This is a genomic window from Pseudomonas marvdashtae, from assembly GCF_014268655.2.
In the GTDB taxonomy this organism is placed as follows: Bacteria; Pseudomonadota; Gammaproteobacteria; order Pseudomonadales; family Pseudomonadaceae; genus Aquipseudomonas; species Aquipseudomonas marvdashtae.
Window position 1 is genome coordinate 2,608,832 of record NZ_JABWQX020000001.1, and the last position, 11,967, is coordinate 2,620,798.

Annotated in this window: 11 protein-coding genes; 5 read left to right on the plus strand and 6 right to left on the minus strand. The window is 62.6% G+C overall.

Features of this window, described 5'->3' with window-relative positions; all coding sequences use genetic code 11:
* Nucleotide 1: 1 nt before the first annotated feature.
* From HU742_RS11735 to HU742_RS11745, 3 genes are all read right to left on the minus strand, one after another.
* Nucleotides 2-1,741, minus strand: a complete 1,740-nt coding sequence (locus HU742_RS11735; RefSeq protein WP_186631927.1) for a dipeptidase — start codon at nt 1,739-1,741, stop codon at nt 2-4.
* A 187-nt stretch (nt 1,742-1,928) separates the two neighbouring features.
* On the minus strand, nt 1,929-3,932 hold the full coding sequence (locus HU742_RS11740) for a peptidase U32 family protein (protein ID WP_186631930.1): 2,004 nt from the start codon (nt 3,930-3,932) through the stop codon (nt 1,929-1,931).
* 119 nt (nt 3,933-4,051) lie between these two features.
* Nucleotides 4,052-5,620 carry a sensor domain-containing diguanylate cyclase gene (locus tag HU742_RS11745; protein ID WP_186642607.1) on the minus strand — a complete coding sequence of 523 codons (1,569 nt, stop codon included), beginning with the start codon at nt 5,618-5,620 and terminating at the stop codon, nt 4,052-4,054.
* A gap of 127 nt (nt 5,621-5,747) precedes the next feature.
* Between HU742_RS11745 and HU742_RS11750 the strand changes: the two genes are divergently transcribed.
* Nucleotides 5,748-6,206 (plus strand): metallophosphoesterase family protein, encoded by a 459-nt coding sequence (locus HU742_RS11750; RefSeq protein ID WP_186642608.1) that lies wholly within the window; start codon nt 5,748-5,750, stop codon nt 6,204-6,206.
* 9 nt (nt 6,207-6,215) lie between these two features.
* Here HU742_RS11750 and HU742_RS11755 read toward each other — a convergent pair whose 3' ends face one another.
* The 3 genes from HU742_RS11755 to HU742_RS11765 are packed head-to-tail and all read right to left on the minus strand — an operon-like array spanning nt 6,216 to nt 9,271.
* Entirely contained in the window at nt 6,216-7,118 is a 903-nt protein-coding gene (locus HU742_RS11755; protein ID WP_186642609.1) for a sugar phosphate isomerase/epimerase family protein, read from the minus strand.
* A gap of 39 nt (nt 7,119-7,157) precedes the next feature.
* Complete coding sequence (locus HU742_RS11760) at nt 7,158-8,327, minus strand: Gfo/Idh/MocA family protein (RefSeq protein ID WP_186631942.1); 1,170 nt, start codon at nt 8,325-8,327, stop codon at nt 7,158-7,160.
* A gap of 20 nt (nt 8,328-8,347) precedes the next feature.
* A complete protein-coding gene (locus tag HU742_RS11765; RefSeq protein ID WP_186642610.1) occupies nt 8,348-9,271 on the minus strand; it encodes a TIM barrel protein in 924 nt (307 codons plus the stop codon).
* Nucleotides 9,272-9,397: 126 nt separating this feature from the next.
* Between HU742_RS11765 and HU742_RS11770 the strand changes: the two genes are divergently transcribed.
* From HU742_RS11770 to HU742_RS11785, 4 genes are all read left to right on the plus strand, one after another.
* Entirely contained in the window at nt 9,398-10,453 is a 1,056-nt protein-coding gene (locus HU742_RS11770) for a LacI family DNA-binding transcriptional regulator (RefSeq protein ID WP_186631947.1), read from the plus strand.
* Between the two features lie 96 nt (nt 10,454-10,549).
* Nucleotides 10,550-11,116 carry a chalcone isomerase family protein gene (locus tag HU742_RS11775; RefSeq protein ID WP_186631950.1) on the plus strand — a complete coding sequence of 189 codons (567 nt, stop codon included), beginning with the start codon at nt 10,550-10,552 and terminating at the stop codon, nt 11,114-11,116.
* Nucleotides 11,113-11,652 carry a DUF3833 domain-containing protein gene (locus HU742_RS11780; RefSeq protein ID WP_186631953.1) on the plus strand — a complete coding sequence of 180 codons (540 nt, stop codon included), beginning with the start codon at nt 11,113-11,115 and terminating at the stop codon, nt 11,650-11,652. The genes HU742_RS11775 and HU742_RS11780 overlap by 4 nt, the downstream gene beginning before the upstream one ends.
* Nucleotides 11,649-11,954, plus strand: a complete 306-nt coding sequence (locus HU742_RS11785) for a DUF6482 family protein (protein ID WP_186631956.1) — start codon at nt 11,649-11,651, stop codon at nt 11,952-11,954. Before HU742_RS11780 ends, HU742_RS11785 begins: the two co-directional genes overlap by 4 nt.
* Nucleotides 11,955-11,967: the final 13 nt, after the last annotated feature.

The window sequence follows — 11,967 nt, forward strand, 5'->3', positions numbered from 1 at the left end:
TCTAGAGCTTCGGCAACTGCCCGATCCGTCCCATCATCTCGGTCACGATCTGCAAATCCAGCAGGAACTGCTCGACCGTCTTGAACTCGTTGTCGTTGTGGCCGGTGTACTTGAGGTTGGGCATGGCCAGGCCGAACTGCACGCCGTTGGGCAAGTCATGGACCGACGTGGCGCCGGCCGAGGTGCCGAACGTGTGTTCCATGCCGAGATTCTCGGTGGCGACGGCCAGCAGCGCCTTGACCCATTCACCTTCGGGGTTGCGGTACATCGGTTCGTCGATGGAAAAATCGAAAGCAACCGCAACCTTGGATTTACGGGTCCAGGCGGCCAGCTTGTCGGTGATTTCAGTCTTCAGCACCTCGGTCGGCTTGCCGACGGGAACCCGCAGGTTGACCGCCAGCTTGAAGACTTTTTCATCCATGCCGACGTAAGTCAGCGACGCGGTCAGCGGGCCCATGAACGCGTCGGAAAAGCCAATGCCCAGGTTCTTGCCCAGGTAATCCAGGCCCCAGTTGTCGGCGGCATAGCGGGCGGCGTCGGTGATGTGGTTGTGCTTGAGCGCGACCTTGCCGTCGAGGCCGTGGATGAAATCCAGCATCCGGGCGACCGGGTTGACGCCTGATTCGGGTTCGGAGGAATGGGCGGAAACGCCGGTGAAGGTCAGCTTGACCGCGTTGTCGACGACCGCGCTGGTCACTTCGAAGTTGCTGCCGTTGGCCTTGGCATAGTCGGTGCCGGCCTTGAGCAGGCTGGCGGCCAGCTCGGCAGGCTTGTCGGCAACGAACGTGGCGACCGAGGTGGAGGGAATCTGGTTGGTCGCCATGCCGCCGGTCAGCGCAGTGACTTGCGCACCCTTGCCTTGGGCCGCGCGCCGGGGAAAGTTGGCCATGACCGTGCCGTAGCCTTTCTCGGCGATCACGACGGGGTAGCTGCCGTCCAGCGCCAGGTTGTAGTTAGGCGTCGGATTGCGTTCGAAATAATAGGGGATGGCGTCGCCGGTGGTTTCCTCGGTCGTGTCGACCAACAGCTTGAAGTCTCTCGCCAACGGCAGTTTTTCTTCCTTGATGATCTTCATGGCATACAGCGCCACGACGATGGCGTTCTTGTCATCCTCGGTGCCGCGGCCATACATCCGGTCGCCAATCAGGGTGACCTTGAATGGATCGAGCTTGGTGCCGTCCTTGAGCACCCAGTTCTCCGGCGTGACTGGCACTACATCGGCGTGAGCGTGAATACCCACGACTTCGTCGCCGCTGCCGTCGAGGGAAATCTCATAGACACGGTTGTCGACGTTACGGAAGTTCAGGTTGAAGCCTTCCGCCAGGTTTTTGATCTTGTCGGCGATTTTCAGGAATTCAGGGTTTTCATGCTGGGCCACCCCGTCCTTGCGATACGTCGGGATTTCAACCAGCTCGCGCAAGGTCTCGGTCGCGGCTTTGCCGTATTTCACCCGGGCATAAATCCCCAACAGTCGATGGATTTCGTTCTGCTGTTCTGCCGACAGGGTTTTGTTGCCCTGGAAGGCGCTGATGGCCGGGCCGAGGTTGGCGCTCTTGGCCAGGTCGCTCTTGGCAACGCTGGCCAGGAACTGCCGGAAATCGCTGACCGATGTATCGGCGAACGTCTTGACGAGGGTCGCGCTCTGTTGCGCGGTGATGTTGGCGTTGGCCGGCATCGAAAATGCCGAGAGGCTGGACAGGACAAGGGTGGCTATAGCAAGACGCTTGAACGGAAAGTTCATGGTGAGAGGCATTCCTTTGCAGGGAAAAAAGTGACGGTATGAAACAATCACTTACAACCTAGCATCATGAACGCGCGGTGGGGGAGCCCTTTGACAGAATCTGTCGCCGGTAAAAGCAAAAACGGCGCAGAAATGAAACTCCCCAGAACGTTATCCCCAATGGGACGACGTTCATGGGGCGCCGGGCTCAATGCGTTCCGCGAGGAATCGTCTTGAGCAGGTCTTCCGCGCTGATGTAGCCGACCACCGGCTGCGCTGTACTGCCGGGCAGCGGCAGGTCAAGAATATGCCCCTTGATCTTGCCGACCACGTGCATCTCGCAGGGCTTGCAGTCGAATTTCAGCGTCAGCACTTCATCGCCGTGGATCAGTTGCATCGGTGCGACTTTGGTGCGCACGCCGGTGACGCCCTTGGCCTGTTTGGGGCAGAGGTTGAACGAGAAACGCAGGCAATGCTTGGTGATCATCACCGGCACCTCGCCGGTTTCCTCGTGGGCCTCGAACGCAGCGTCAATCAGCTTGACCCCGTGGCGGTGGTAGAAGTCGCGGGCCTTCTGGTTGTAGACGTTGGCCAGGAACGACAGGTGCGACTCCGGGTACACCGGCGGCGGGGTGGTTTCTGCCTTGCGCCCGCCCCGCGGATGGGCCTCGACGCGGGCGGCGGTCAGGGCTTCGATGACCTCGCGACGCAACGCCTTGAGCTGGGAGTTGGGGATGAAGTACGCCTGGGGCGCATCCAGCTTGATCGACGTGGCGTGGTATTCGGTGGTGCCCAGTTGGCCAAGCAGGTCTTGCAGTTGCTCCAGGGCCTGCTCCGGTTTGTTCGCCAGGCCGAAGGGACCGTCGAGGGCAACGCTGGCGCTGATGCCTTCTTCGCTGGTGGCGGTCAGCTCCAGACGCTCCTCGCGCAGCCGAGCGACCCAGGCCAGGCCTACACGGCGCTCGGCGGAAGTCTTGAGCAGCGCCTGCTGCCAGTTGTGATCCAGGTTGCGATTGAGCGGATGGTTGGGGCGCAACTGATACATGCCGGCCGGCATCTCGTTGGGCTCGACGCGGTAGCGGTAGCGCTGCTTGCCGTCCTCATCGAGAAATTCGCCCTTGGGCTCGGCGATGTTGGCGCGGAACCCGACGACTTCGCGCTTGACCAGCACGTTGAGACCATCGCCGTTGGACAGCGGATCAAAGGTCACCACCTGCAAGTCGCGCTTGCCGACTTTCTCCACCACGCCCACCGGTACGCCGGTGAAGGTCGGCGAATCGAAGGCGCCGATGTCGATCTTGCGTTCACTGACGAAGTAATCGGTGCTGCCACGGTGGAAGGTCTTGTCCGGGTCCGGCACGAAGAAGTGCGCGGTGCGGCCGCTCGAGGCGCGGGCCAGGTCCGGGCGGTCTTCGAGCACGTCGTCCAGGCGCTGGCGATAGTAGGCAGTGATGTTCTTCACATAGCCCATGTCCTTGTAGCGTCCTTCGATCTTGAAGGAACGTACGCCGGCCTCGACCAGGGCGCGGATGTTGGCGCTCTGGTTGTTGTCCTTCATCGACAGCAGGTGTTTTTCGTAGGCAACGACCCGGCCCTGGTCATCCTTGAGGGTGTACGGCAGGCGACAAGCCTGGGAGCAATCGCCACGGTTGGCGCTGCGCCCGTTTTGCGCGTGGGAGATGTTGCACTGGCCGGAGAACGCCACGCACAACGCACCGTGGATGAAGAACTCGATGGCCGCGTCGGTCTCGTCGGCGATGGCGCGGATTTCCTGCAGGTTCAGCTCGCGAGCCAGGACCAACTGGGAGAAGCCGGCCTGGTCGAGGAATTTCGCCCGGGCCAGGGTGCGAATGTCGGTCTGGGTGCTGGCGTGCAGTTCGATGGGTGGGATGTCCAGTTCCATTACCCCGAGGTCCTGGACGATCAACGCATCGACGCCAGCGTCGTACAGCTGGTGGATCAGCTGGCGGGCCGGCTCCAGCTCGTTGTCGTGCAGGATCGTGTTGATCGTGGTGAACACCCGGGCGTGGTAACGATGGGCGAATTCCACCAGCCCGGCGATATCGCTCACCTCGTTGCAGGCGTTGTGACGCGCGCCGAAACTCGGGCCACCGATGTACACGGCATCGGCGCCATGCAGGATGGCCTCGCGGGCGATGGTCACGTCGCGGGCGGGGCTGAGCAATTCCAGATGATGTTTAGGCAAGGACATGTTTTTTTATTCAGGCTGGTCACGGTCGAAGCGCGCATTGTAGCTGCGTGGCGGCCGGTCGGCACCTGCGCAAGCCCACGCAGGGCGTAATCAACCGATATGCGGTCAATCCGACCGCATCAGCCTTGCGATGCGTCGGCACTGCACCAACGATTGCGCCCGGTGTTCTTCGCCAGGTACAAAAACGCGTCCGCGGCCTTGATCAACATGGCGGGCGTCGCGTCCTCGCTGTTCGGCTGACAGGTGGTGATGCCGGCGCTGATGGTCACGATTCCCAAGGGATGGTCGCCGTGTTCGATGTTCAAGGCCCTGACGGCTTCGAGGATCTGCTGCGCGACCTTGGTGGCACCGGCGCTGTCGGTGTTGGGAAGCAACACGGTGAACTCTTCGCCGCCATAGCGGACCGCGAGGTCGCCCGGTCTCTTGATGGTCTGCCCGATCGCGCCAGCGATCGCCCGCAGGCAATCGTCGCCGGCGGCGTGGCCGTATCTGTCGTTGAAGCGCTTGAAGTAATCGACATCCAGCATGATCAGCGCCAGGGAAGAACCCTGGCGCTTTGCCAGGCGCAGCTCATCGGCCAGGGCGATGTCCAGCCGCCGACGATTGCCAAGGCCGGTCAGGCTGTCGGTCAGCGCCATGTCCCGCATGGCCTGGTGGGCGCTGCGGAGCTGCTTTTCCATGGTCATGCGGTAGCGCAACTGGCTCAGCACGATAAGGCCGAAACCCACCAGTATCGCGATGAGGAAAACCAGCACCAGGCTGGTCTTGAGCAAGTCGCGGCGCCAGGGTGCGATGATCGACTCACGGGACAAGCCGGCTTCCACCACCAGTGGATAAGTGGTCAGGGCTCGAAAACCATAGAGGCGTTCGGTGTCGTCGACGACGGCCCTGGCTTCGGCAACGCCCTGGTTGGATGTGGGCAAATGCTCCCGGAAGATCACGCTGTTGACCAGGCTCTTGCCGATCACCGAAGCGACGAAGGGTCGGCGCACCAGGATCGTTCCGCTGCGCATGGCCAGGACCAGCGCGCCTTTATCGTCGATCTTGAAATCGCCGTAATAGTCGACGAAATAGCTGACCTTGACCGTCCCGAGCATCACCCCGGCAAAGGAGCCGTCGGGATTGTTCAGGCGTCGCGAGACAGGAATGATCAAGTCTTCGGTGGACCGACTCTTGATCACTTCGCCAATGCGTACGCTTCGGTCCTCGTGGCTGCGGTGATATTGGAAATAGTCGCGGTCGGCGTTGTTGGCCATTTCTGGAATGACTTTTTTGTCGGTCGCCAGCCACTGGCCGTCCGGGCCATAGATGAACAAGCCGTGCAGTTGCGGCATGATCGCGGCCTGTTGCGCCAGCAGCTTATGGATGCGCGGGATGTTCATGTTCTGCAGCCCGTCGCCTTCCACGCGTTCGGCGAGGGCCGCGGTGACCACGTCGACCTGGCGGATGGCGTCCTCGGCGTGTTGCGCCGTTGCCCTGGCCAGGTTCGTCACCGAATCCCGGGCAGACGCAAAGGCTGCGCGGTAATCGCGCCAGGTGCGCCAGCCTTCAACGGCCAGGAAGGCGATGACAACCACGAGCATGAAGCTCACGGTCAGCCGAAATGCAGCGCCGGCTCGCACAGTTTGCTGGGAGAACGCGTCATCGGGGCTTTCGATCTTGGGCTCTGGCTGTTTGCGTCCGAGCATTGACATATCCTTTGCGCGACGGGTCAGCGCGTTTCAGCGCGCAGCCTATCCTATTCGATTTCAGTACGTTAGCTAACTGCGACGAGACAGGTACAACCGACGACACACGGTTGGGGAGGAAGGTTTCATGAAAGTTGGCGTTATTTCCGACACCCACGGTTTGCTGCGCCCCGAGGCGCTGGTGGCGCTGCAAGGTTGCGAGCGGATTATTCATGCCGGTGATATTGGCAGTCCTGGCATCCTGGAGGCACTGGCGTCCATCGGCGAACTGCACGTGGTGCGGGGAAACAACGACCTGGACGCCGATTGGGCGGCGGGCATCGCTGATTGCCTTCAGTTCGACCTGGCGGGATGGCAAGTGCTGCTGGTCCATGACATGGCCGATGTGCCCAGCGCCCTCGACCCGCAAGTAAAACTGGTGATCACCGGCCATTCCCACAAACCGCTGATCGACTGGCGCGGGGAACGGCTTTACTTGAACCCCGGCAGCGCCGGCCGGCGACGCTTCAAACTGCCGGTGACGCTGGCGCTGCTCGAGGTCAGCGAGCGGGGAGTCGAGCCGCGGATCGTTCCGCTGCTGCCGTGACGTACGCGGTCATCGGAAGTACTTGTCGACGTAAGCCTGGATTTCCTGACGCATGAACCGCCCCGACTCATCCGCCCGTTCTTCCCAGCCGAACACGCAGGCGGTGACGATGCCGTCGAACCCGGTCTTGGCCAACTCGCCGAAGAACAGGTCCCAGTCGATCTCGCCCTGGTGCATGTCCATGTGCTGGTGCACGGTCACTTTCGCCCCCGGCGGATTGACGATGTAACGCAGGCCGGACGAGGCCTTGTGGTTGTAGGTGTCGGCAATGTGCACATGGGCGATCATCGACCCTGCGTCGGCGATCATGGCTTTCATGTCGTCGCCAAAGTAGAAGGTGTGGGGCGTGCAATAGAGGAACTTGACGTTGTCCGAACCGAGGGTCTTGAGCATGTCCAGGGCCGGGTGCAACGTCTCGCACCAGTCTTCCGGATGAGGCTCGACGTTCAACATGACGCCTTCGGATTCGAGAATCGGCACCAGTTCTTCCATGCTCCGCCACCAGGCCGCTTCGCTGGACTCATGGCTGTGCAAGCCCCCGCAGCAACTGACCTTGTGCCCGCGATCAGGCGACGGCCCGCGACCGAACTCCGAGTTCATCGTCGTGCAGCCCATCTCCACGGCGACCTGGATCGCTTCCTTCCAATAATTCACCGCCGCGCGACGTTCGTCCTCGTGGGGGCTGGCCCAGCGGTACATCGGCAGCAGCGAAGCCAGTTGCAGGTTGTGGTCACGCAGGGCTTTCTTGAATTCGGCGATGCGCGCCTTGTGAGCGCGCGGGCGAACCCACCACGGCAAAAAATCTTCCCGTGGCGACAACTCCAGGTATTCGTAGCCGAGCTCGGCGGTCTTGCGGCACAGGTCCGGCAGGCTCAGGTGGCGGTGCATGTAGGGATCAAGGGCGATTTTCATTGTTGTTCTCCATGGTGCGACACTCATTGCTGTGGGAGGTCAGTAGGCGACCCAGGCTGAATCCTGGTTGGCCGATTCAACGCAGCGCTCGACCCAGCGCACGCCTTCCACGCCAGCATCGATATCCGGAAAGCGCAGGGCGGCCAGGGCCTCGCTGTCGCCACGGTCGGCGGCGTCCATGGCCAGGGCGAAGCGGCGATAAAGGTTGGACCAGGCTTCGAACAAGCCTTCGGGATGACCGCCGCCGATGCGGTCGTCCACCAAGGCCCCTGCGTGCAGGTAACCCATGCCGCGTTCCAGGGTTTGCGCCGGTTGGCCCTGGACCTCGAAAGTGAGTTGGTTGGGGCGCTCGTCCCACCATTCCAGGCTGGCCCGCGAGCCGATCACACGGATTTTCTGGCCGTGCATGGAGCCGGCATTCACCGCGCTCGACCAGACCATGCCCATGGCGCCGCCTTCGTATTCCATCAGCGTGTAGGCGTTGTCCTCGAGCGGGGCGCGGCTGGCGATGAAGCTTTGGCGGCTGCACATCAAGCGCTTGATCTTGAGGTCGGGCAGCATCACTTCGCACAGGTACAACGGATGGGTGCCGACGTCCCCGAGCACGTAACTCGGCCCGGCCTGGCGCGGGTCGACGCGCCACTGGGTCGCCGGGTTCTGCGACTCGACCGGTGCGCTGTGGAAGCCATGGGCGAACTGCATGTGCACCATGCGAATCTCCCCCAGCTCCTGGGCGGCAATCATCGACCGGGCCTGCTCGATCAACTGATGCCCGGCGTAGCCATAGGTGAGGCCGACGATGCGTCCCCTGGATTTGGCCAACGTGCGCAAGGTTTCGGCTTCCTCCAGGGTGAAGCACAGCGGTTTCTCGCAAACCACATGCAAACCGGCCTCCAGGGCGGCGCGGGTGATGGCGTAGTGCGTGCCGTTGGGCGTGGCGATCGACACCGCCTGGATGCCGTCGGGCCGTTGCGCTTCCAGCTCGAACAGGCTGAGGTAGTCCGCGTAGCAGCGCGACGGGTCGATGCCCAGTTGTTCGCCAAAGGCCCGGCCCCGATCCGGGTCGATGTCCAGCGCGGCGGCGACCAGCTCGAAGTTGCGGTCGCGCAGGGCGGCCGAGCGGTGGATGTAGCCGATCTGGCTGTGCTCGCCGCCGCCGACCATGGCCCAGCGGATAGGGTGTGCGAGCGATTTACTGCCGTTGATCATGGGAAAAGTCCTTATGCGGGTCAGAAACCGATGCGGGCGAGGTAGGCGCGACTGGCCGCCACGTCGTCCAGGCTGGCCCCGGCGTTGCGCGGGTCACGTTCCTGTTCGACGGTGATGCAGCCTTGATAACCGAGTTCGTGCACGAGACGGTGCAGCGCCGGGTAATCGATGACCCCACGCCCGATGGGACACATCACGCCCCGGCCGCACGCCGCGAAGAAACGGATGCGCTCGTTCAGCACCTGGTCGAAAACCACCGGGTCGATGTCCTTGAAGTGCAGGTAGTCCAGGCGATGGGCGTAGGTGCGCAGCGACGCGACCGGGTCCATGCCGGCGTAATAGAGATGCCCGGTGTCAAGGCACAACCCGGCGACTTCGTATGGGATGTCGTCGACCAGGCGCGCCAGCTCATCGGCGAATTCGATATAGCCGCCAGCGTGGGGATGGATGACGGCGCGGATGCCGTAGGCGTGCCAGGCGATGTCGGCGATGGCGCGGATGTGCGCCATCATTGCGTTCCAGCGGGCATCGTCCAGGCGTGGCGCGCGGTCCGAGTGGCCAGCGGCGTAGTCGCGCTCCTCGTGGCCCCAGTCGATGATCACCAGATAGGGCCCGGCAAAGCGCTGGCCGGCTTGCTGTTCCATGGGCGGCAATTGTGTGAGCAAGCCGCAGATCGCATGGGTCTGGCGCAGCAGCTCGGCCAGGTTGGCCGGGCTCACCAGGTCGTCGAAAATCGTCCCGGCGACGACCTGCAAGGCGTTGTCCGACAAGGCCGGGTCGAGGACCCCGGCGTCCAGCGGCAAGTACCCGTAAGGCCCCAGCTCGATGCCGCGATAGCCGGCTTCGGCAGCTTCGGCGAGCACGTGCTGCCAGGGTGGCAGGAAAGGGTTCGCGACGTCATCGACGCCCCAGCAGCAGGGCGCGGTACAAATGTGGATCGCCATGGAAGCACTCCGGCTGTGTTGTTGTTATGGCCTGGCTCGATGCTATTGCGTCGGCGCGGAACGGGCCATGGACTAATGGCTTAATGTGTCAAAACCCCTCATGATGCCCGGAGGAGGTGTCAAGACATGTCAGAACAGTCGCGCCGAAAACTTCGTCCCACCATGGCGGACGTCGCCCGGGAAGCGGGCGTCAGCCTGTCGACGGTCGACCGCGTGCTCAACCTGCGCGCGGACGTGCGAGCCGACACGGCTCAGCGGATCGCCGCAGCGGCGGGGCGGTTGGGTTTCCATGCCAAGGGCGTGATCGAACAGCGGGTGCTCAACGACCGTCCCACTTTGCGGCTGGGCTTCCTGTTGCAGAAAAGTGGCGTGCCGTTCTACCAGGGCCTCGCCCACGCCTTGGCAAACGCCGCCGCCACGTGCACGCGGGCACGGATTCGCGTGGTCATCGGTTATTTGGACGACCTCGACCCCGCCAACGTGGCGCAACGCATCCTTGCCCTGCGGGATCAGGTCGATGGCCTGGGCGTGGTGGCAGTCGATCATCCCCGGGTCCGCGAGGCGGTCGCGCAGTTGCGCGCGACCGGTGTTTCGGTGGTGGCGCTGCTGTCGGAATTGTCCAGCGCTGCCGGCACCGGTTACGCCGGCCTCGACAATCGCCTCACGGGACGCACCGCCGGTTGGTTCATCAGTCGCCTCGCCCAGCAGCCCGGGCCTGCGGTGGTCATGCTCAGCAGCCAGCGCTTCCAATGCCAGGAACTCTGTGAACTGAGCTTTCGCAGCTACCTGGCGGAGCATTCGAGCGAGTGGGAACTGCTCGCCTCGCGACTGACCCTGGAAGATGATGAGTTCGCCTATGGCAATACCCTCGACCTGCTTACGGCAGAGCCCGATCTGGCGGGGCTGTACGTGGCGGGTGGCGGCATCGCCGGGGTGCTGAAGGCCTTGAGCAGCCTCAAGGAAAAACAGCTGCGCCTGCCCGTCGTGGTGTGCCACGACCTGACTCCGTTGACGCGTGACGCGTTGAAGAGCGGATTGGTCCAGGCGGTGCTATCCCATCCGATCGTGAACCTGGCCGAGCAGGCCGTCGATGCCTTGGTCGAGGCTGCGATTGCCTCGCCGCCGGGACCTGTGGCGCGGCGAGTGGTGGCGCTTCAGATCGATGTCTCGGAAAGTGTCTAGGGGCGACTGGATCCGTAGAATTTTCCTGAAAAAGCTGTACAAAATAGAATTTCTGTACAATTATCGGATTGCCTTCGGTAATCGGTAATTCGTCCAATGCCCGAATCCCTCGCTGCCCATATCCGCTTGATCGGCGCCCTGATCCTCGCGTTGGTGTTGTACGCCAGCCAGGCCGTTGCGGATTGGCGGGTTGCGTTACCTGGGGCTCACTTGGTGGGTGAGGCAGATTTTCGCTGGTTCGGTTTGGATATCTACCAGGCACGGCTGTGGAGCACCGAGCCCACGCCGAGCCTGGACAGCCCGTTTGCACTTGAATTGAACTACCACCGCAAAATCTCTCGGCAAGCCTTGGTTCAAACCAGTCTCGAAGAAATGCAGCGGGTCGCCGATACCCCTGTTGACGCCGCGCGCCTTGATGCCTGGGCGGCTGAAATGCGCCGTGCCTTCGTTGATGTCAAGCCCGGTACTCAAATTACCGGGGTATACCTCCCTGGCCAGGGCTGTCGCTTCTATGTCGATGGCCGCCTGTCCCACGAAGTCACCGACCCGTTATTTGCCCGACAATTCTTCGCCATCTGGCTCGATCCGCGTACGCGGGAACCGGCGTTGCGGAAGCGATTGCTGGGGCTCGCTGCATCAAGTGAAAGAAGGAGTGCGCCATGACCCGTCTGCTGGTGACGTTGCTGTTGCTGTTAGGCCTGACCAGTTGCGGCAATGTGAATGTCGGTCGTTATGCGGACCAGCAACCGCAGCTCGATCTGGTGCGCTTTTTCAGCCAGCCCGTCAAGGCCTGGGGCATTTATCAGACGCGTTCGGGCGAGGTCATCAAGCGCTTTGAAGTGGATATTTCCAGTCGCCGCGAAGGCGATCGGTTGATTCTCGACGAGCGCTTTCTCTACAGCGACGGCAGTCGGCAGCGGCGGGTCTGGACATTGACGCCGACCGGCCCGGGGCTCTGGAGCGGCCGCGCTGACGACGTGATTGGCGAGGCGCTGGGCGAGGTGGCCGGCAATGCGTTGCGCTGGCGCTATCGATTGAACCTGCCAGTGGATGATTCGACGTACGAGGTGACCTTCGATGACTGGATGTACTTGATGGATGAGGACACGCTGATCAACCGTTCCAGCATGAGTAAGGCCGGCATTGAGCTGGGGCAGGTGACGTTGTTCTTCCGCCGTCAGCCGGTGAGCACGCCATGACCCTGAAAGACCTGGCCGACCTGGCCATCGAGGGACGAATCGTCGGACTGGAACTGCTGTCCCTGGAGGGCGGGATCTACCTGCTGCGGGCGCAACTGGATCGGGGCGTGCGAACGTTGCTTGACGAGTCGGGGCGTACACTCCAAGTGCGTTCCACCACCCACTTGCGCGAGCTGCTGCGTGACGTTCCGAGGTTGCCTTGTGTGCTGGTGCAGCAGGTGGTCCACGACGAGATGTGCGGCCAGCGCGAAGAGCCAATCGAGCCATTGCGCCTGCCGCTGTTCCTGGACGAGCCGTGGTAACGGCCCCGTGCGC

Bases quoted from the DNA above. Each gene is read 5' to 3' on its own strand.
- HU742_RS11735 (WP_186631927.1), bottom strand. From the start codon at position 1,741: ATGAACTTTCCGTTCAAGCGTCTTGCTATAGCCACCCTTGTCCTGTCC.
- HU742_RS11740 (WP_186631930.1), bottom strand. From the start codon at position 3,932: ATGTCCTTGCCTAAACATCATCTGGAATTGCTCAGCCCCGCCCGCGAC.
- HU742_RS11745 (WP_186642607.1), bottom strand. From the start codon at position 5,620: ATGCTCGGACGCAAACAGCCAGAGCCCAAGATCGAAAGCCCCGATGAC.
- HU742_RS11750 (WP_186642608.1), top strand. From the start codon at position 5,748: ATGAAAGTTGGCGTTATTTCCGACACCCACGGTTTGCTGCGCCCCGAG.
- HU742_RS11755 (WP_186642609.1), bottom strand. From the start codon at position 7,118: ATGAAAATCGCCCTTGATCCCTACATGCACCGCCACCTGAGCCTGCCG.
- HU742_RS11760 (WP_186631942.1), bottom strand. From the start codon at position 8,327: ATGATCAACGGCAGTAAATCGCTCGCACACCCTATCCGCTGGGCCATG.
- HU742_RS11765 (WP_186642610.1), bottom strand. From the start codon at position 9,271: ATGGCGATCCACATTTGTACCGCGCCCTGCTGCTGGGGCGTCGATGAC.
- HU742_RS11770 (WP_186631947.1), top strand. From the start codon at position 9,398: ATGTCAGAACAGTCGCGCCGAAAACTTCGTCCCACCATGGCGGACGTC.
- HU742_RS11775 (WP_186631950.1), top strand. From the start codon at position 10,550: ATGCCCGAATCCCTCGCTGCCCATATCCGCTTGATCGGCGCCCTGATC.
- HU742_RS11780 (WP_186631953.1), top strand. From the start codon at position 11,113: ATGACCCGTCTGCTGGTGACGTTGCTGTTGCTGTTAGGCCTGACCAGT.
- HU742_RS11785 (WP_186631956.1), top strand. From the start codon at position 11,649: ATGACCCTGAAAGACCTGGCCGACCTGGCCATCGAGGGACGAATCGTC.